General features: G+C 66.0%; 17 protein-coding genes. 9 read left to right on the top strand and 8 right to left on the bottom strand.

The annotated features are described in order from the left end of the window. Nucleotides 1-14 precede the first annotated feature (14 nt). From RLDS_RS31910 to RLDS_RS31900, 3 genes are all read left to right on the top strand, one after another. Nucleotides 15-479, top strand: coding sequence for a Fur family transcriptional regulator (locus RLDS_RS31910; RefSeq protein WP_021224569.1), 465 nt, complete (start codon nucleotides 15-17; stop codon nucleotides 477-479). Between the two features lie 60 nt (nucleotides 480-539). Continuing rightward, the gene (gene dxs / locus RLDS_RS31905; protein ID WP_021224568.1) at nucleotides 540-2459 is read left to right on the top strand and encodes a 1-deoxy-D-xylulose-5-phosphate synthase; all 1920 of its coding nucleotides are present in this window, start codon (nucleotides 540-542) and stop codon (nucleotides 2457-2459) included. 96 nt (nucleotides 2460-2555) lie between these two features. Then, a complete protein-coding gene (locus RLDS_RS31900) occupies nucleotides 2556-4046 on the top strand; it encodes a DUF4403 family protein (protein WP_021224567.1) in 1491 nt (496 codons plus the stop codon). A gap of 4 nt (nucleotides 4047-4050) precedes the next feature. Here the strand turns inward: RLDS_RS31900 and RLDS_RS31895 are convergent, their stop codons facing one another. The 8 genes from RLDS_RS31895 to gpmA all read right to left on the bottom strand — a co-directional run bounded on the left by RLDS_RS31895 (nucleotide 4051) and on the right by gpmA (nucleotide 11889). Next, complete coding sequence (locus RLDS_RS31895) at nucleotides 4051-4464, bottom strand: DUF3035 domain-containing protein (protein WP_021224566.1); 414 nt, start codon at nucleotides 4462-4464, stop codon at nucleotides 4051-4053. Beyond that, complete coding sequence (gene lspA / locus RLDS_RS31890; protein WP_021224565.1) at nucleotides 4461-4973, bottom strand: signal peptidase II; 513 nt, start codon at nucleotides 4971-4973, stop codon at nucleotides 4461-4463. The genes RLDS_RS31895 and lspA overlap by 4 nt, the downstream gene beginning before the upstream one ends. Then, nucleotides 4970-7897, bottom strand: coding sequence for an isoleucine--tRNA ligase (gene ileS, locus RLDS_RS31885; RefSeq protein WP_021224564.1), 2928 nt, complete (start codon nucleotides 7895-7897; stop codon nucleotides 4970-4972). Before ileS ends, lspA begins: the two co-directional genes overlap by 4 nt. A gap of 163 nt (nucleotides 7898-8060) precedes the next feature. Next, the gene (locus RLDS_RS31880; RefSeq protein WP_021224563.1) at nucleotides 8061-8987 is read right to left on the bottom strand and encodes a bifunctional riboflavin kinase/FAD synthetase; all 927 of its coding nucleotides are present in this window, start codon (nucleotides 8985-8987) and stop codon (nucleotides 8061-8063) included. A gap of 61 nt (nucleotides 8988-9048) precedes the next feature. Beyond that, nucleotides 9049-9537 (bottom strand): dihydrofolate reductase, encoded by a 489-nt coding sequence (locus RLDS_RS31875; protein WP_021224562.1) that lies wholly within the window; start codon nucleotides 9535-9537, stop codon nucleotides 9049-9051. Next, nucleotides 9534-10604 carry a 5-(carboxyamino)imidazole ribonucleotide synthase gene (locus RLDS_RS31870; RefSeq protein ID WP_021224561.1) on the bottom strand — a complete coding sequence of 357 codons (1071 nt, stop codon included), beginning with the start codon at nucleotides 10602-10604 and terminating at the stop codon, nucleotides 9534-9536. The genes RLDS_RS31875 and RLDS_RS31870 overlap by 4 nt, the downstream gene beginning before the upstream one ends. A gap of 22 nt (nucleotides 10605-10626) precedes the next feature. Next, nucleotides 10627-11112: a 5-(carboxyamino)imidazole ribonucleotide mutase gene (gene purE, locus RLDS_RS31865; RefSeq protein WP_021224560.1), complete on the bottom strand. Its 486-nt coding sequence runs from the start codon at nucleotides 11110-11112 to the stop codon at nucleotides 10627-10629. A gap of 90 nt (nucleotides 11113-11202) precedes the next feature. After that, complete coding sequence (gpmA, locus tag RLDS_RS31860) at nucleotides 11203-11889, bottom strand: 2,3-diphosphoglycerate-dependent phosphoglycerate mutase (RefSeq protein WP_021224559.1); 687 nt, start codon at nucleotides 11887-11889, stop codon at nucleotides 11203-11205. Between the two features lie 169 nt (nucleotides 11890-12058). Between gpmA and sppA the strand changes: the two genes are divergently transcribed. The 6 genes from sppA (at nucleotide 12059) to purQ (ending at nucleotide 19329) form a co-directional block, all read left to right on the top strand. Then, nucleotides 12059-13942, top strand: coding sequence for a signal peptide peptidase SppA (sppA, locus tag RLDS_RS31855; protein WP_021224558.1), 1884 nt, complete (start codon nucleotides 12059-12061; stop codon nucleotides 13940-13942). A gap of 104 nt (nucleotides 13943-14046) precedes the next feature. Beyond that, nucleotides 14047-15342, top strand: a complete 1296-nt coding sequence (gene wecC, locus RLDS_RS31850; RefSeq protein WP_031297373.1) for a UDP-N-acetyl-D-mannosamine dehydrogenase — start codon at nucleotides 14047-14049, stop codon at nucleotides 15340-15342. A gap of 123 nt (nucleotides 15343-15465) precedes the next feature. Beyond that, nucleotides 15466-16167, top strand: coding sequence for a polysaccharide biosynthesis/export family protein (locus RLDS_RS31845; RefSeq protein WP_052034067.1), 702 nt, complete (start codon nucleotides 15466-15468; stop codon nucleotides 16165-16167). A 74-nt stretch (nucleotides 16168-16241) separates the two neighbouring features. Further along, nucleotides 16242-18293, top strand: coding sequence for a GumC family protein (locus tag RLDS_RS31840; protein WP_236616788.1), 2052 nt, complete (start codon nucleotides 16242-16244; stop codon nucleotides 18291-18293). Between the two features lie 124 nt (nucleotides 18294-18417). Beyond that, nucleotides 18418-18651, top strand: a complete 234-nt coding sequence (gene purS / locus RLDS_RS31835) for a phosphoribosylformylglycinamidine synthase subunit PurS (RefSeq protein WP_021224554.1) — start codon at nucleotides 18418-18420, stop codon at nucleotides 18649-18651. Nucleotides 18652-18654: 3 nt separating this feature from the next. After that, nucleotides 18655-19329: a phosphoribosylformylglycinamidine synthase subunit PurQ gene (purQ, locus tag RLDS_RS31830; RefSeq protein WP_021224553.1), complete on the top strand. Its 675-nt coding sequence runs from the start codon at nucleotides 18655-18657 to the stop codon at nucleotides 19327-19329. The last annotated feature ends 26 nt before the right edge of the window (nucleotides 19330-19355 follow it).

The following is a 19355-nucleotide window of genomic DNA, read 5'->3' as shown; positions in this document are numbered from 1 at the left end:
TAGATTGGACCCCTATGGCCGACCACCACCATCATCATGAACCGACCGGCGCGAAGCTGGCGGATGCCGCCCGCGCGACGCTGGAGGCGCAGAATGAACAATGGACGCCGATGCGCGCCGCCATCTTCGATGCGCTGGCGTCGGAGGATCGTCCCGCTTCGGCCTATGACATTGCCGACACCGTGTCGAAGGCGCGCGGAAAGCGCGTCGCGCCCAACAGCGTCTATCGCATCCTCGACCTGTTCGTGACCAACAACGTGGCGATGCGGGTGGAAAGCGCCAACGCCTATATCGCCAATGCCCATCCGGGCTGCCATCATGACTGCATCTTCATGGTCTGCCGCAATTGCAAGCAGGCGACCCATGTCGATGATGACAAGGTGACGGGCCAGGTGCGCGCCATCGCGCAGCAGGATGGATTTCACCCCGAACGCCCCGTCATCGAAATTCTCGGCCTGTGCGCCAAGTGCGCGGCCTGATGACGACAAGGATGCCCGGCCCGCGCAAGGCCGGATGCGCAGCGGAGACTATGCCTTATCATGACTGATCGCCCCGAAACTCCGCTGCTCGACCAGGTCGTCTGGCCGGCCGACCTGCGCAAGCTGAAACCCGAACAGCTGCGACAGCTGGCCGATGAACTGCGCGCCGAAACCATCGCTGCCGTCGGCGTCACCGGCGGCCATCTTGGGTCGGGGCTGGGCGTTGTCGAACTGACCGCCGCGATCCATTATGTGTTCGATACGCCCGACGACAAGCTCATCTGGGACGTTGGCCATCAATGCTATCCGCACAAGATCCTGACCGGCCGGCGCGACCGCATCCGCACCTTGCGGCAGGGCGGCGGACTCAGCGGCTTCACCAAGCGCGCGGAAAGCGATTATGACCCGTTCGGCGCGGCGCACAGCTCCACCTCCATCAGCGCGGCGCTGGGCTTTGCCATCGCCAACAAGATGCAGGACAAGCCGGGCAAGGCGATCGCGGTGATCGGCGACGGCGCCATGTCTGCGGGCATGGCCTATGAAGCGATGAACAATGCGCGCGATGCGGGCAACCGGCTGGTCGTCATCCTCAACGACAATGACATGTCGATCGCCCCGCCGGTCGGCGGCCTGTCCGCCTATCTTGCCCGCCTCGTTTCCAGTCGTGAATTCCTTGGCCTGCGCGACCTTGCCAAGAAACTGGCGCGCAAGCTGCCCCGTCCGCTCCACAACGCAGCACGCAAGACCGACGAATTCGCGCGCGGCATGGCAATGGGCGGCACCTTGTTCGAGGAACTGGGCTTCTATTATGTCGGCCCGATCGACGGCCATAATCTCGACCAGCTGATCCCGGTGCTGGAAAATGTCCGCGACGCGGCGCAAGGGCCGTGCCTCGTCCATGTCGTCACGCAAAAGGGCAAGGGCTATGCCCCGGCAGAGGCCGCGGCGGACAAATATCATGGCGTCCAGAAATTCGACGTCATCACCGGCACGCAGGACAAGGCGCCGCCCGGCCCGCCCAGCTACACCAATGTCTTTGCCCAGGCGCTGATCGCCGAGGCGCAGCGCGATCCCGCCGTCTGCGCCATCACCGCCGCCATGCCGTCGGGCACGGGGCTGGACAAGTTCCAGGTCGCCTTCCCCGATCGCATCTTCGACGTCGGCATCGCCGAACAACATGCCGTCACCTTCGCCGCCGGGCTGGCGGCGCAGGGGATGCGCCCCTTCTGCGCCATCTATTCCACCTTCCTGCAACGCGCCTATGACCAGGTCGTGCATGACGTCGCGATCCAGAACCTGCCCGTCCGCTTCGCCATCGACCGTGCGGGCCTGGTCGGCGCGGATGGATCGACCCATGCCGGCAGCTTCGACGTCACCTATCTTGCCACCCTGCCCAACATGGTGGTGATGGCCGCGGCGGATGAGGCGGAGCTGGTTCATATGGTCCACACCTGCGCCATTCATGACGGCGGCCCCATCGCCGTGCGCTATCCGCGCGGCAACGGCACCGGCATTGCGCTGCCGGAACAGCCGCAAGCGCTGGAAATCGGCAAGGGGCGCATCGTGCGCGAAGGGCGGCAGGTCGCGATTCTCTCGCTCGGCACTCGCCTCGAGGAAGCGTTGAAGGCCGCCGACGCGCTGGAGGCCAAGGGCCTGTCCACTACCGTGGCCGACCTGCGCTTCGCCAAGCCGCTGGACGAGGCGCTGATCCGCAAGCTGCTGGCCACCCACGACGTCGCCGTCACGATCGAGGAAGGCGCGGTCGGCGGCCTTGGCGCGCATGTGCTGACGCTGGCGAGCGACCTTGGGCTTATCGACAATGGCCTGAAATTACGTACTTTGCGCCTGCCCGACCTGTTTCAGGATCAGGACAAGCCGGAAAAACAATATGCGATGGCCCGGCTGGACGCCGACGCCATCATCGACACAGTACTGACCGCACTGCGCCATAACAACGTTGGCGCCGAAGCCCGGGCCTGACACCGGCGAGTCGGGAACCAAATCACCGTTCGATTGTCCTGATCTCACCGCGGCGGCCATGCGCCGTCGCGGACCAGAAGAGAGGAGAAGGGGCAATTGCACAGCGTTCTGCGGGCGGTTTGGCCGTCCTTTCGTCGCGGAACGCCGCTCGCCCTGCTTCTCCTTGCCTCTGCCTGTCGACAAGACCCTGTCGATCTCGCGCCGCAGCGCGCGTCCGATCCCGTTCCCGCCCCGCGCGAAACATCCATCCTGTCTGTCCCCATAGACGCCGATGCCGACGCGCTGCGCGAGGCGATTGAAAGGGGCGTGCCGCGCACGCTTTGGACCATCAACCGCCGCGAGCCACGCTGCATCCCGCCGCAGAAAGTGCGCGTGTTCGGCGAGGAACTGAACGTCACGCCGCCCATCGGCTGTACCATCATCGGCGAAGTCACCCGCGGGCCAGTCACCTTGCGCGGTGACGGGCAAATCATCACCGCCGACCTGCCCGTCCATGCCCGGATCAGCGCGCGCGACGTCGCCGGCGTGCTGAAAGGAGAAACCGCGACCGGAACCGCGCGCGTACAGGCGCGCATGCGGCTCGACATCCGACCGGATTGGACGCCCACCGGCAAGATCGACCTGCATTATGACTGGACGACTCCGCCGGGCATCGACTTTCTGGGCCAGCGCATCCGCTTCACCGATGAGGCGGATGAGAAGCTGCGCCCCATCGTCGCGCGCCTGGAACGGGATCTGCCGCGCGAACTGGCGCAGCTCAACCTTCGCGCCAAGGCGGAAACGCTTTGGCAAGAGGCATTTGCGACCCTGGAACTCAACAAACGCAACCCGCCGGTCTGGATGCGAGTCGCCCCCAAGCGCATCTTCTACAATGGCTATCGCATGGACGGGCGCAGGCTGCGGCTGGACCTGGGGCTGGAGGCGGTGACGCAGACGCTTGTCGGCGTCCCCCGGCCAAAGCCGCCGTCACCGACGCCGCTTCCCTCGCTCGACCGGTCCGATATCAAGGACGGCCTCCATCTCTATCTGCCGGTCACGTCCGACTATCGCACATTGGAACCGGTGATCCAGCGGGCGCTCGACAAGCGATCTGGACGCCCCTTCACCCTGCCCGGCATCGGTCCCGTGCGCGCGCATTTCTCCAACATAGACTGTTATGGCGCGACCGGTGGCCACATCGCCGTCGGCGTCGATATCGCCGCCCGCGTGGATGGTGAGGACACCCATGGCCGCATCTGGCTCGCGGCCCGACCGGTCAACGCGCCCAATTCACCCAAGATTGATTTCATTGATCCCGTCATCACCGGCGACACCGATGGCGCGGGCGGCGACACGGCCCTTGCCATCGCCCAGGCGCCGGGCTTTTCCGACCTGATCGCCGCCGCCTTGGGCCAGAATTTCGCCAAGGACATTGCGGAGTTGAAAGGCAAGATCGGCCGCGCCATCGCCGACAAACGGACAGGCGACTTCGTCATCCGTGCCAAGGCCGACCGCTATGATATCGGCCAGATTCACGCCTATGGCCAGGGGCTGCACCTGCCGGTCCGGGCGACCGGCAAGGCGCAGATCCTCTATCAGCCGCGCTGACCGCTTATTGCGGAACGGCGGCGCGTGCGTCCTGCCCGTCGCCTTCCGGCGCGGCGATGATGTCGCGGGTGGTGTTACCCTTGTTCACGACCTGCGTATCGGGGTCGCCCGCTTGCGATCGGATGCCGGCGGCGGCATCGGCGCGGCCTGCCTGGGTCAGCGTGCCGCTTTCCGCAGCGCTGCGCTGGGCCGGGCCGCCGAACATCGCCTGCATCGCTTCCTGGCTGGCGTCAACCGACGCGGCGGCCGGCGTGCCGGGGGCGGGCGGGACCAGCGCGAAATCGGGCGGCACGACCAAAGGCGCCTGACGCGACACGGCGAATTCGTCGGGACGGTCGCGCCCCATCAGGCCACGGCCGCCGCCACAGGCCGACAGGGTTGCGATCAGGCCGGCAGCGAGGATCAGTTTACGCTTCACTTCAAAGTCTCCGTCTTTGCGCCCTTGTCGCGCAGCAGCAACGCCCGTGCAAGCAGGATCAGCACGCCGATGGTGATGGCGGCGTCCGCCAGGTTGAAAATCAGGAAGGGCCGCCATTCGCCGAAATGCAGGTCTGCATAATCAATAACATAGCCCAGCCGCACCCGATCGACGATATTGCCGATCGCGCCGCCCAGCACCAGGCCCAGCGCCGCAACGTCCTGCCGCGCCTTTTCCCGCCACATCCATATCGCGACGAAGGTTGCGATCAGGAAGGTCATGCCCACCAGCGCCCAGCGCATCGCATCGGTATCCGCATGGAAAAAGCCCATCGACACGCCCCTATTCTCCAGCCAGCGCAGGCGGAATATCGGCAGCAGGTCGATGCCCTCATCCGCCCGGCTTTGCAGCGCAAGCGGATAGGTCACGGTATATTTGATCAGCTGGTCGAGCGCGAGCGTCACGATCGCGACCGTCAGGCCCAGCGGCCGGTGATTGACCGCGCTCATGCGTTCAGCACCGTGGCGCAACGGTCGCACAGCGCGCCGTCGTGCGCCACTTCGGGCAGCTTGCGCCAGCATCGCCCGCATTTATGCCATTCGCTCGGCCGCACGATGATGCCGTCGCCCTCGCCCATGGTCACGCGCGCGACGATCGCCACCTCGGCGAAATCGACGTCGCCCACCGGCAGCAATTCGCCCATGGTCACGTCCGCGTCCAGGCTGGACCGGACGATCTTGTCCCGGCGCAGCGGCTCGATCGCCTCGTTCACCTGCTCGCGCTGGTCGCGCAGCTCGGTCCATTTGTCCGCCAACCCCGTGTCGATCCAGCGCGCGTCAACTTCAGGCCATTCGAGGAAATGAACGCTATCCTCGTCACTTGGGAAGCGGCTTTGCCACACTTCCTCGGCGGTGAAGGGGATGATCGGCGCGACATAGCGGACCAGTGCGTGGAACAGCGTGTCGAGCAAGGTGCGATAGGCGCGGCGCTTGGGGTCCGACTTCGCATCGCAATAGAGGCAGTCCTTGCGGATATCGAAGAAGAAGGCGCTGAGGTCGCTGTTGGCGAAATCGAAGATTGCCCGGCTGTAGCGGCTGAATTCCAGCCAAGTATCGCTGCCCTTGCTCTTGTCCACCACGGCGCGCAGTTCCGCGTCCAGCGTGGCCAGCCGGTGGAGCATATAGCGCTCCAGTTCCGGCATCTCCGCATAGCTGACCGCCTCCGTCTCTTCATCATAGTCGGAAAGAGCGCCGAGCATGTAGCGGAATGTATTGCGCAATTTGCGATAGGCGTCGGACGCGCCAGCCAGCACTTCCTTGCCGATGCGCACATCGTCGAAATAATCGGTGCTCGCGACCCAGACGCGCAAAATGTCCGCGCCGCTCTCGCCCATGATCTTGAGCGGATCGACCACATTGCCCAGGCTCTTGGACATTTTCTTGCCCGTGCCGTCGAGCGCGAAGCCGTGGGTCAGCACCGCCTTGTAAGGCGCCTGCCCCCGCGTGCCGCAGCTTTCCAGCAGCGACGACTGGAACCAGCCGCGATGCTGGTCCGACCCTTCGATATAGAGGTCGGCGCGGGTTCCCGCGCCATAGCGGCCCTCGACCACGAAGCTGTGCGTCGAACCGCTGTCGAACCACACGTCGAGAATGTCGTTCACGACTTCATAATCGGCAAGGTCATAGTCCGGTCCGAGCAGCGCTTGATGGTCCGCGCCAAACCATGCGTCTGCGCCGCCGGCCTTGAAGGCTTCGACGATGCGGGCATTGACCGCCGGATCGACCAGATAGTCGCCGCTCTTGCGATGGACATAGAGCGCGATCGGCACACCCCAGGCGCGCTGGCGGGAGATGACCCAGTCCGGGCGTCCCTCCACCATCGAGCGGATGCGGTTGGTCGACCGCTCGGGCACCCAGCGGGTGTGGGCGATCGCGTCGAGGGCGATTTCGCGGAGGGTGGCGCCGTTGCCACCCATTGCCGTCACCCCAGCGGAGGCTGGGGTCTCGGGCGTTTGTGCGCCGCCGCTTGAGATGCCAGCCTTCGCTGGCATGACGTTCTGGGGTGCATCCATCGGAATGAACCATTGCGGCGTCGCGCGGAAGATGATCTTCGCCTTCGACCGCCAGCTATGCGGATAGCTGTGCCTGAAGTCGTCCGACGCGGCGAGCAGCGCCCCGGCTTCGCGCAGGTCGGTGCAGATCGGCCCGTCCTTGCTCACGAACTTGGGGTTGATGACGCTCCCCTGCCCGCCAAGCCAAGCCCAGTCGGCGCGGTACTTGCCGTCGCCCTCGACCGCGAAGACGGGGTTTATACCGTTCGCTTTACAGAGGGCAAAGTCGTCCTCACCATGGTCGGGGGCCATGTGGACGAGGCCGGTGCCCGCATCGGTCGTGACGAAATCGCCGGGGAGGAAGGGGCGGGGCTTGGCGAAGAAGCCGCCAAGCGCGTGCATCGGGTGGCGGGCGACTGCCCCGGCAAGATCGGAGCCCTTAACAATATGGAGCTTTGCATCCCACATGTCCGCTTCCGGGAAGGGGGCAATCGGATCGCCCTGCGGCGCGCTACCAATGCGGTTGATAAATTCTGCGGCCAACTCCCGCGCCACCAGAAATCGACAATTGGGATAGGTGACGACTGCGTATTCAATCTCCGGCCCATAAGCCAAAGCCTGGTTCACCGGGATCGTCCAGGGCGTCGTCGTCCAGATCACCGCATGCGCGCCGACCAGCTCCGGCGCATGGGGCGCTTCCACGATCTCGAACGCCACGTCGATCTGGGTCGACACGACATCCTCATATTCGACTTCCGCCTCGGCCAGTGCGGTCTTTTCGACCGGCGACCACATCACCGGCTTGGCGCCGCGATAGAGCTGGCCGCTCTCGGCGAATTTCAGCAGTTCGCCGACGATGGTCGCTTCTGCATCGAATTTCATGGTGAGATAGGGGTCTTCCCAATCGCCCATGATGCCCAGCCGCTTGAACTGCTCGCGCTGCACATCGACCCATTTGTCGGCATAGGCGCGGCACTGGGCGCGGAACTCGGCGGCGGGCACCTCGTCCTTGTTCAGCTTCTTCTTGCGATATTCCTCCTCGATCTTCCATTCGATCGGGAGGCCGTGGCAGTCCCAGCCGGGCACATAGGGCGCGTCCTTGCCGAGCAAGGACTGGCTGCGGACGATGATGTCCTTCAGCACCTTGTTCATCGCATGGCCCATATGGATGTCGCCATTGGCGTAGGGCGGGCCGTCATGCAGGATGAAGCGTTCGCGCCCCGCGCGCTTCTCACGCAGCTTGCCATAAAGGTCCATCGCCTCCCACCGCGCCGCGATGGCCGGCTCCTTCGCCGCCAGCCCCGCCTTCATCGGAAAGTCGGTCTGGGGCAGGAAGACGGTGGACTTATAGTCTTCGGTTTTCTGGGCAGGCTGGTCGGTCATGATGGGTCCGGCACTAAAACGCAAAACCGTTCGTGCTGAGTTGGGACTGAGCTTGTCGAAGGCCCGTATCGAAGCATTCGCGCCAAGGCCCAGTCCTTCGATACGCCATTTCGACTTCGCTCAATGGCCACTCAGGACGAACGGGGTGAATGGAAAGCGTGCCCTACGCGAGCATGGGCGTTCCCGCAAGGATTTGCCGCGCGTCGGCGCAGTCCTGCGCGATACCGGCGGTCAGCGCGTCCAGCCCGTCATATTTGCGCTCGCCATGCAAATAGCGGATCAGTTGCACCTCCACCTCCTGGCCATAGAGGCTTTCGGCAAAGTCGAAGAAATGCGGCTCCAGCAATTCCTTGGGCGGATCGAAACTGGGGCGGATGCCCAGGTTCGCCGCGCCGTTAAGCACTCGCCCATCGGGCAGTATACCGCGCACCGCATAAATGCCATAGGCCGGCCGCAAATATGGCCCCATGTCGATATTGGCGGTAGGGAAGCCGATAGTGCGGCCCAGCTTGTCGCCATGCTGCACCACGCCCCGAATGGCGAAGGGGCGCGTCAGCAGCCGGCTCGCCGTCTCGCAATCGCCCGCACGCAGCGCCTCGCGCACGCGGGTCGAGGAAATGACGCCCTGCGCGTCGCTGACCGGCCCCACCGCTTGTGCCGGCAGGCCCAGCGCCGCGAAACTGTCGATCGTGCCGCTGCGCGCGCGGCCGAAGGTGAAATCCTCGCCCGTCACGACGGCCGCGACGCCCATATCCTCGATCAGCAGGCGGACATAGTCTGCCGGCTCCAGCGCCGCCAATGCGGGCGTGAAGTCGAATATCATCATCGCATCCGCGCCGGCGCGGGCGAACAAGGCCTCTCGCTGGTCCAGCGTGGTCAGGCGAAAGCTGGGCGCATCGGGCCGGAACAGCCGCATGGGATGCGGATCGAATGTCGCGACGATCGCCGGCCGCCCTTCCGCCCGCGCGCGCGCGATCGCGCGGCCCACCACCGCCTGATGCCCGGCATGAAAGCCATCGAAATTGCCGAGCGCCATGACGCTCCCGCGCAGATGCGGCGGGACCGGGGCGCTGCTGGAAAGCCGCTCCATGCGCCGCGCTATAGGGACAGGACGAAAAACTGGCAATGGAGCCGCTTGGGCCGTCCCATCATCACAGCGTTCGCCGATGAAAGGTCACAAAACTGTAGGCCGGACGCCCGCCTGTCGCAGGATGATCCGCCCGCGCGACTTCGCGCCAGTCCGCCGCATCGGGGTAAGCGATGCTGGTGTCACCCTCCGCATCCAGATGCACTTCGGTCAGTTCGATACGATCGGCGATCGGCAGGAACAGCCGATATATCTCCGCGCCCCCGATCACCATGACGGTGGCTGCGTCGGCCAGCGCCAGCGCGCTTTCGACATCATGCGCGACCTCCGCCCCCTCGGCCCGCCACGCCCGGTCGCGGGTCAGCACGATATGGCGGCGGCCAGGCAGCAGTCCGGGCAGGCTGTCGAACGTCCTGCGTCCCATCAGCATCGGATGCCCGGCCGTGACCGCCTTGAAATGCTTGAGGTCCGCCGGCAAACGCCAGGGCAAGTCGCCATCCCTGCCAATCACGCCATTGTCGGCGCGGGCGAGGACCAGGGTGATTTCGCTCACAGCACCAGCCGCGTCACATGCCCCATCTTGCGGCCGGGTCGCGCCTCATGCTTGCCATATAGATGCAAATGGTTGGCCGGGTCGGACAATATCTCCCCCCACGCCGCCACATCGTCGCCGATCAGGTTGCGCATCTCGATCCGCGGGGCAGCCAGCCCCGTGTCGCCCAGCGGCAGGCCGCAAATGGCGCGCACATGATTTTCGAACTGGCTCGTCACCGCGCCCTCGATGGTCCAGTGGCCGCTATTATGGACGCGCGGCGCCATTTCGTTGAAGACCGGGCCGTCCGCGCTCGCGAAAAATTCCAGCGTCAGCACGCCGACATAGTCCAGCGCGTCGGCAACCTGCTTGGCCAGCGCGCGCGCCTGATCGACCTGCCCCTCGATCAGCGGCCCGGCCGGCGCGGTCGATGTCGACAATATGCCGTCCACATGGACATTGGCGGGCGAGTCCCAGAAGCGCACCGCGCCATCCGCGCCGCGCACCATTATAACGGAAAATTCCTCGGCAAAGGTCACGAACCCTTCCAGGATCGCGCTCTGCCGGCCAATCGCATTCCACGCGCCCACCGCATCGCCTGGCTCGGAAAGGCGCGTCTGCCCCTTGCCATCATAGCCCATGCGATTGGTCTTGAGGATCGCGCGGCTGCCGATCGTCTCGATCGCTGCCTCCAGATCGTCCAGGCTGTCGACCGGGGCGAAGGGCGCGGTCAGCCCGCCCAGGTCACAGACGAACCTTTTTTCCGCCAACCGATCCTGCGCCACGCGCAGCGCCTGCGCGCCCGGCCGCACCAGCCCGTGCCGCGCCAGCGTATCGACGGCGGACGGGTCGATATTCTCAAACTCATAGGTGACGACATCGACGCTGTCGGCAAAGGCGGACAGGGCTGCGGCATCCGCATAAGCGCCGCGCGTCCAGTTGGGCGATACGTCCGCCGCCGGCCCGCTGTCTTCGGGCGCGAAGATATGCGTGCGATAGCCCAGCTGCGCGGCGGCAACGGCGATCATCCGCCCCAGCTGGCCGCCGCCAAGGATGCCGATGGTGGAACCGGGCGGGATGGTCGTCATGGCGGTCCTGTTCTGGTTTGGGTCAGTCTTCGACGGTATCGGCGACGGATTGCGTCTGCCGCGCGCGCCAATCGTCCAGCCGCTGCGCCAGCGCGTCATCCCCGGTCGCCAGGATCGCCGCCGCCAGCAGGCCCGCATTGATCGCGCCGGGCTTGCCGATCGCCAGCGTGCCGACCGGAATGCCGCCGGGCATCTGGACGATGGACAGCAGCGAATCCATGCCTTTGAGCGCCTTGGATTCGACCGGCACGCCCAGCACCGGCAGGCGCGTCATCGCCGCCGCCATGCCGGGCAGATGCGCCGCCCCGCCCGCGCCCGCGATGATGACCTTCAGCCCCCGCGCCGCCGCGCCACTGGCATAGTCATATAGCCGCTGGGGCGTGCGATGCGCCGACACCACCTTGCATTCATGCGCGACGCCCAATGCCTCCAGCGTCTCGGCGGCATGGCGCATCGTCTCCCAATCGGAACGGGACCCCATGATGATGCCGACGTCGATAGCGCTCATGACCGTGCTGATGTCCCCTGATGGCGCGGAAAGCAAAGCCCCTTAGCGGCCGTACCGTTACGGGGCAATGCGCTTTGCGGACGCCGCGACTTAACGCTCCGACAGATAATAGCGGTCGGTGGCGGTCAGGTCGTCGGCCAGCTCATAGACGATCGGCTGGCCGGTCGGGATTTCCAGACCGGTGATTTCGTCGTCGGAAATGCCCGACAAATGCTTGACCAGCGCGCGCAGCGAATTGCCATGGGCGGAAATCAGCACGCGCTTGCCGGCCTTGAGGTCCGGCGCGATCACCGAATTCCAATAGGGCAGAACGCGCGCGATCGTGTCCTTCAGGCTTTCTGTCATCGGCACGTCGATGCCCGCATAGCGGCGGTCGGCCGACAGGTCGAATGCGCTGCCCGCCTCCATCGCAGGCGGCGGAGTGTCGAAGCTGCGGCGCCAGATCTTCACCTGCTCCTCGCCATGTTTTTCCGCCGTCTCTGCCTTGTTGAGGCCAGTGAGGCCACCATAATGGCGTTCATTAAGCCGCCAGTCCTTCTCCACCGGCAGCCAAAGCCGCCCCATTTCCTCCAGCGCGAGGTTCAGCGTCTTGATCGCGCGGGTCTGGAGCGAAGTGTAGCACCGGTCGAAATCCAGCCCCTTGTCCGCCATCAGGCGACCCGCCGCGCGCGCTTCTTCCACGCCCTTTTCGGTCACGTCCACATCCCACCATCCGGTGAAGCGGTTTTCCAGGTTCCAGGCGGACTGGCCATGGCGGATAAGGACGAGGGTGGGCATGGGCGCGTCTCCTGCACGATAGCGGCGAATGATGCGCTTTCCCATAACGGGCAAAATTGCGCGTGCAAGCTTGTCGCGGGCGACGCATGCCCCACATTGCAGCGCGAGCGTTGATGCGATAGCGCCACAGGCACGGATCGCGGGTCCAGACATTCAAGGAGCAGCCGACTTGGCATTTGTGAAGGGCGCATGGCGCATATTGGTCGCGATCAAGGACGGGCTCGTCCTCCTGTTCCTGCTGCTCTTCTTCGGCGCGCTCTATACCGCCCTGTCTTATTCGCCCAAGCCGGCAAAGGCGGTCAGCACCGGCGCACTGCTGCTGGAACTCAATGGGACGGTGGTTGAACAGCCCGCCGAAATCAGCCCGACCGCGCTGCTGAGCGGCGGCGCGCCGGAGTCGAAGGAATATCGCCTGTCCGACATCGTCACCGCGCTGGAAGCGGCGAAGGGCGATGCGAAGGTCAAGGCGGTGGTGCTCAACCTCGACGGGTTCATGGGCGGCGGACAGGTCGCGCTCGGCCGCATCGGCGCCGCGCTCGATGCGGTGCGGGCGGCGAAAAAGCCCGTGCTGGCCTATGCCACGCTCTACAGCGACGACAGCTATCAGCTTGCCGCCCACGCCAGCGAAATCTGGACCGATCCGCTCGGCGGCGTGGCGCTGCTGGGCCGGGGCGGCTCCAACCTCTATTACAAGGGGCTGATCGACAAGCTGGGCGTCAATACCCATGTCTATCGCGTCGGCACCTATAAGAGCTTCGTCGAACCCTTCATCCGCACCGAACAATCGCCCGAAGCGCGCCAGGCCAATCAGGCGCTGGCCGACGCCCTGTGGCAGCAATGGCAGGATGATGTGACCAAGGCGCGTCCCCGCGCGAAAGTCGCGGCCTATGCCGGCGATCCCGCCGCCGCCGCCCGCGCCACCAATGGCGATATTGCCAAGGCTTCGCTCGCCGCCGGGCTGGTCGACAAGCTGGGCGACGCGACCGCCTTTGCCGATCATGTCGCCGATATTGCCGGGGATTCGGCCGCCGGCGATGCGACCGGCTTTGCCGCCATCGACTTGCGATCCTATGTGAAGGCCCGCGCGCCGGCCAATGACGGGCAGATCGGCGTGCTGACGGTCGCGGGCGACATCGTCGATGGTGAAGCTGGCCCCGGCACCGCTGCGGGCGACACGATTTCGGACCTGCTGCTGAGCGCGCTCGACAAGGGCAATTTGAAGGCGCTCGTCGTGCGCGTCGATTCGCCGGGCGGTTCGGTGATGGCGTCGGAAAAAATCCGCAGCGCCATCATGCAGGCGAAGGAGGATGGCCTGCCCGTCGTCGTGTCGATGGCCAATGTCGCGGCCAGCGGCGGCTATTGGGTATCGACGCCAGGCGACGTCATCTTTGCCGAACCGGATACCATCACCGGATCCATCGGCGTTTTCGGCATCCTGCCCAGCTTCGAAGGGACGCTGGCGAAGATGGGCGTAACCACGGACGGGGTGCGCACCACGCCTTTGTCGGGCCAGCCCGATCTGGTCGGCGGCACCACGCCCGAATTCGACCAGATCATGCAATTGGGGGTCGAGGATATCTATCGCCGCTTCGTCGGCCTGGTCGCCAAATCCCGCAAGAAGACGCCCGAACAGATTGACCAGATTGCGCAGGGCCGCGTCTGGGATGGCGGCACCGCACGGCAGTTGGGCCTGGTCGACCGCTTTGGCGGGCTGGAGGACGCGATTGCCGAAGCCGCCCGCCGCGCGAAGATCGACCCGGCCAAGGCCCGCGCCTTCCGCATCGAAAAACAGCCCGACAAATGGGCCGAATGGTTGCAGGACCTCGCTGAGCGGGAAAGCGACGACGCCACCGCCCCGCGCGACATGCTGGCGCGTCAGGCCTGGCTCCAGCGCGGCTGGGCGCTACAGGCGGTCAGCGACGTGCGCGGGCTGGTTTCGGGCGCGGGCGTGCGGGCGGACTGCCTGGAATGTCGCGGCTATGGCGCGCCGCACCCGCGCCAGGCCGCCGACGAGCAGGGCCTGATGGCGATGCTGGCGACGCTCTGGCGCTGACGGATGGGGCGGCGCGGCCGCCCCATTCCGCCATTACCGAATTCTTCAGCAATTTCGGCCAAAAGCCGCTAATCATTGCCGCTGAACAAGGGATTTGTCGCTCCATGCCCGTCGACACCAAGCAGAAGGTTTCCGTCATCGGCCTGGGCTATATCGGCCTGCCGACTGCGGCGCTCATCGCGCGCGGCGGGTGCCAGGTGGTGGGCATCGACGTATCGCCCCATGTCGTGGAAACCGTCAATTCCGGCCGCGTCCATATCGAGGAGGTCGATCTTGACGGCCTGGTGCAGGGCGTCGTCGCACGCGGCAATCTGCGCGCCAGCCTGACGGTGGAGGAAAGCGATGTCTTCATCATCGCCGTCCCGACGCCCGTGGCGGAGGACCGCGCGCCCGACATTTCCTACGTGCTCAAGGCCGCCCGCACGGTCGCCCCGGTGCTCAAGGCCGGCGATACCGTCATCCTCGAATCCACCTCTCCGGTCGGCACGACCGAAGCAATGCGCGACATTTTCGCGCAGTTGCGGCCCGACCTCAAAATGCCGGGCATGGGCGCGCAGGGCGACGTCGCCATCGCCTATTGCCCCGAACGCGTGTTGCCCGGCCGCATCCTGGTGGAGCTGATCGACAATGATCGCTGCATCGGCGGCATCACGCCCCGTTGCGCGCGCAAGGCGCTGGGCTTCTACCGCCAGTTCGTACGCGGCGCCTGTATCACCACCACCGCGCGGGCCGCCGAAATGGTCAAGCTGGTCGAAAACAGTTTTCGGGACGTCAACATCGCCTTCGCCAATGAATTGTCGGTGATCGCCGAGAATATGGACATTGACGTGTGGGAAGTGATCCGCCTCGCCAACCGCCATCCGCGCGTCAACATCCTCAATCCCGGCCCGGGCGTGGGCGGTCATTGCATCGCGGTCGATCCCTGGTTCATCGTCCATGGCGATCCCGAAAATGCCCGCATCATTCGCACCGCGCGCGAAGTGAATGACGGCAAGACCGATTATGTCGTGGCCAAGGCGTCGGACCTGATCGACGATCATGCCGGTCAGGACATTGCCTGTCTCGGCCTCGCCTTCAAGGCGAATATCGACGATTTCCGCGAAAGCCCGGCCGTGAAGATCGCCGCCCGCCTCGCCCGCCGCTATGGCCGCCGCATCAAGCTGGTCGAACCCTATGCGCAGGAACTGCCGATGGAATTTGCCGGCACGGGCGCAGACCTCATCGATCTCGATACGGCTCTGGAACAATGTGGCGTGTTCGTCATTCTGGTCGATCATGACATGTTTAAATCCGTCCCCGTCGACGAACGCGCCGACAAGGCTGTCTATGACACGCGGGGAATCTGGCCCGATCAGCCCCGCCGGCAGGCAGCGTCGAACAGCGGGCGCATCGCGGTCTGACCGGGGCCGCGAAGACGCAACCCGTCGCGCGCGCGGTTGCCATCGCCCTGCCCCGCCGCTAACCCCCGCCAGGCACGGCATTATTGCACGTGCGAAAGCAACGGCCGACGGGGGACATAAGGCATGATGCGACAGCCTGCGCCACGCGCGATCATCGCCGCCTTGGTGCTGGGCAGCGTCGCCGCCTGCGCCACGGTCGAGGACGCCCCGCGCGGGGAGCAGGCCTATGCCATCATGCCTCCGCCGCCCGCTATCGGCATGGACTATCGCCTTTCCCCCGACGACGTGCTGCGCATTCAGGTTTATCACGAGCCCGACCTGTCGCTGGAGGATGCGCGCGTCGATGCGCAGGGCATGGTGCGCATGCCGCTGATCGGCGCGGTGCCGGTCGCGGGCCTGTCCGCCAGTGAAGCCGCCGACGTCATCGCCGGGCGTCTGGGCGAACGCTATCTCGTCTCGCCGCAGGTCAGCCTGTTCGTCAAGAAAGCGGTCGGCCGCCGCATCACGCTGGACGGGGAAATCCGCGAACCGGGCCTCTATCCGGTCGAAGGGCGGCTCACCCTGTCGCAGGCGATTGCGCTGGGCAAGGGGCCGAGCCGCCTTGCCGACATGCGCCAGATCGTCGTGATCCGCCGGCTCGACGGGCAGCGGCAGGCGGCGATGTTCGACCTTGCCGCCATTCGCAAGGGCGAAGCGGCCGATCCTGAAATCCTGCCGGGCGATCAGCTGATCGTCGGCCTGTCGCGCGCCAAGGCGATCCTGGGCGGCGCGCTCCTCGCCGCGCCCGCGCTCGCCGCCGGCTTCATCGCGCTGGATGGAGATTGACCATGGCCGCCACGAAGCCCCCTCTGCACGACCGCCCGGAACGCCTGGGCCTTGGCGCGCGGTTGACGCACGGCATGCGGGACTATGGGCTGCTGCTGCGCCGGCATCGGGTCATCCTGTTCGTCACCATGGCGCTCTGTCTGCTTGCGGCGCTGCTCTACATCCTGCTCTCCACGCCCGACTATCGCGCCACCGCCTCGGTCGAGGTGCAGGATGTGCCCGCCGGCGCGGCTGGCTCCGGCGCGCCCACGCCGTCCCGAACCGACGACATCGAAACGCTGATGCAGACGCAGCTGGAAGTGCTGCGCAGCCGCGCGCTGGCGCAAGAGGTCGCGCGCAGCCTTTCGCTGGTCGGCACGCCCGCTTTCTTCCAGGGCATGGGCGTCAGCCGCCCGAAACTTGCCGCCGGCGGCCAGAGCCAGCGCCAGGCCGATGAGGAGCGGACCATCACCCTGCTGCGCGACCATCTGGAAGTCGACCTGCCGGGCAAGTCGCGCGTCATCCGCATCCATTTCGTCAGCGCCGATCCAGCGCTCTCGGCCCGAATCGCCAATGGCTATGCCGACAGCCTGATCCGATCGGACCTGAAGCGCGGCTTCCAGTCCGGCGTTCAGGCGCGGCGCTTCCTGCTGGGCGAACTGGACGGCGCACGGCGCGACCTGGAACGGGCCGAGCGCGAACTGGCGGTCTATGCCGCGCGCAACGGCGCCCCGATCCCGCCCGGCGCGGACATGGAAGGAGCGTCCTCGACAAACAGCCCCGCTTCCCCTTCAGGGTCCGAAATCGACAGCAGGCTGGCCCAGCTCAACAGCCTGCGCGCCCAGGCGCTCGCCGAACGCATCGCCGCGCAGAAGCGGTGGGAAAGCGCGCGCGCCGCTTCGGTCGAAACCCTGCCCGAAGTGCTCGGTAATGGCGCGATGCAGGAATTGATGGCGCAGCGGGCGCAGGCGCGGGCCGAACTGGTTGAGGAACGGCAATTCCGCAAGGATGCGCACCCGGAAATGCGCGAAGCGCGCGCCCGGCTCGCCGCGCTCGACGATCAGGCGCAACAAATGGCCAATCGCATCCGCGCCTCGCTGCGGCAGGATTATGACATTGCCCGCCGCGGCGAAAAGCAGATCGCCGACGAGATCGCTGATGTGGAAAAGGATGCGCAGGCCGCGCGCGGCCGCAGCGTGCAGATGGGCATGTATGAACGCTCGGTCGAAACCTATCGCATGCTGCACGACAGCCTGCTCCAGCGCTATCGCGACATGGCCTCGCAAGCCGGCTTTCAGGCAGGGCGCATCCAGCCGCTCGACCGCGCGGTCGCGCCCGACAACCCCTTCTCGCCCAAGGTCGGGGAAACGATGCTGTTTGCCGCGCTTGGCGGGCTGGCGCTCGGCCTGCTGCTGGTGGGCGCGCGCCACGCCTTCGACGATGCGGTGACATCGGCCGAAACGCTGGCGGAGCGGGTCGACCTCCCGCTGCTGGGCGCCGTGCCGGTGACGGGCGACAATCCTCAGCCATCCGAAGTCTTCGCCCCCATCGCCCGTTCGCTGCTGCTTGCCTCCACCGGGGGCCTGCCGCGCTCCATTCTCGTCACCAGCGCGCAGGAAGGGGAAGGCAAATCGCTCACCCTCAACGCCCTCGCCCGCGCGCTCGCCGCGCTCGACAAGACGGTTCTGGTGCTGGACGGCGACATGCGCCGCCCGGTCCAGCACGCCTTGTTCCGCGTCGCGCCCGGCAAGGGGATCAGCGAAGTGCTGACGGGTCAGGCGAACGCTGCCGACGCGGTCATCGCCACCGGCGTGGCCGGCGTTTCGCTGCTGCCGTGCGGCGCGGTGCCGCCCAACCCCACCGAATTGCTGGCCACCCCCGCGCTCGATGATCTGCTGGCGTCGGTGCGCGATCGCTATGACACGATCCTGATCGACGCGCCGCCGATTCTGGGCCTTGGTGACACGCCTTTGCTCGCCACGCGCGCGCAGGCGACGCTGATGGTGGTCGAGTGGGGCCGCAACCATCATGGCGGGCTGCGCACGGCGGTCGACCGCCTGCGCCGAACCGGCGGCGTCATCATCGGCGCCATCCTGACCAAGCAGCAGGGGCGCGCCTTCGACTATGATTATCATCGCGGCGACTAGGCCAAAGCCCTATCGTCACACCACGCATAATGCTTGCCTCGCGCGCGCGCCGGGCCTAGGGGGTGCCGCATTATCGGCCGCCGCCCGCCGCGCGGCCCAGCTTGATCCCAAGGAGCAGCACGCCATGAAAGCCCGCATCTTCGTCACCCTCAAGGGCGGTGTCCTCGATCCCCAGGGCAAGGCGATTCATCATGCGCTCGAAGGGCTGGGCTTTGGCGGCGTCAATGACGTGCGCGCCGGCAAGCTCATCGAACTCGATCTGGCCGACGGGACCAGCGACGAGGATATCGACGCCATGTGCCGCAAGCTGCTCGCCAACACGGTGATCGAAAATTATCGCATCGAAAAGGTCGCCTGAGCCATGAAAAGCGCCGTCATCGTCTTTCCCGGCAGCAATTGCGACCGCGACCTGGCGGTGGCGTTCGAAGCGGCCACCGGCATCAAGCCCGCCATGATCTGGCATCGGGACACGGATCTGCCCGCCGACATCGACTTGATCGGCGTGCCCGGTGGCTTTTCCTACGGCGATTATCTGCGGTCGGGCGCCATGGCCGCGCGCTCGCCGGTGATGCAGGCGGTGGCGCAGGCGGCGTCGCGCGGCGCATTCGTGCTTGGGGTCTGCAACGGCTTTCAGGTGCTGACCGAAAGCGGCCTGCTGCCCGGCGCGCTGCTGCGCAATGCCGGCGGGCATTTCGTCTGCCGCGACGTCCCGCTGACAGTCGAAAATGCGCAAAGCGCCTTTACCAGCCGCTATGCCGCCGGCGAGACGATCCGCTATCCGGTCGCCCATCATGACGGCAATTATTTCGCCGACGACGCCACGCTCGACCGGCTGGAGGGCGATGGCCGCGTCGCGCTGCGCTATGCGGAAAATATCAACGGATCGGCGCGCAACATCGCCGGCATCCTGAACGATACGGGCAATGTGCTGGGCATGATGCCGCACCCCGAACGCGTCATCGAACCCGCCCATGGGTCGACCGATGGCAAGCGCCTGTTCGATGGCTTGGTCGAAGGACTGATGGCCCGCGCCTGAGGCGCATTTCGCGACCGGGCATCGGC

Origin of the sequence: Sphingobium lactosutens DS20 (genome assembly GCF_000445105.1) — a bacterium.
Taxonomy (GTDB): domain Bacteria; phylum Pseudomonadota; class Alphaproteobacteria; order Sphingomonadales; family Sphingomonadaceae; genus Sphingobium; species Sphingobium lactosutens.
Note: the sequence above shows the minus strand (reverse complement) of the source record. Positions and strands in the feature narration are given on the sequence as shown.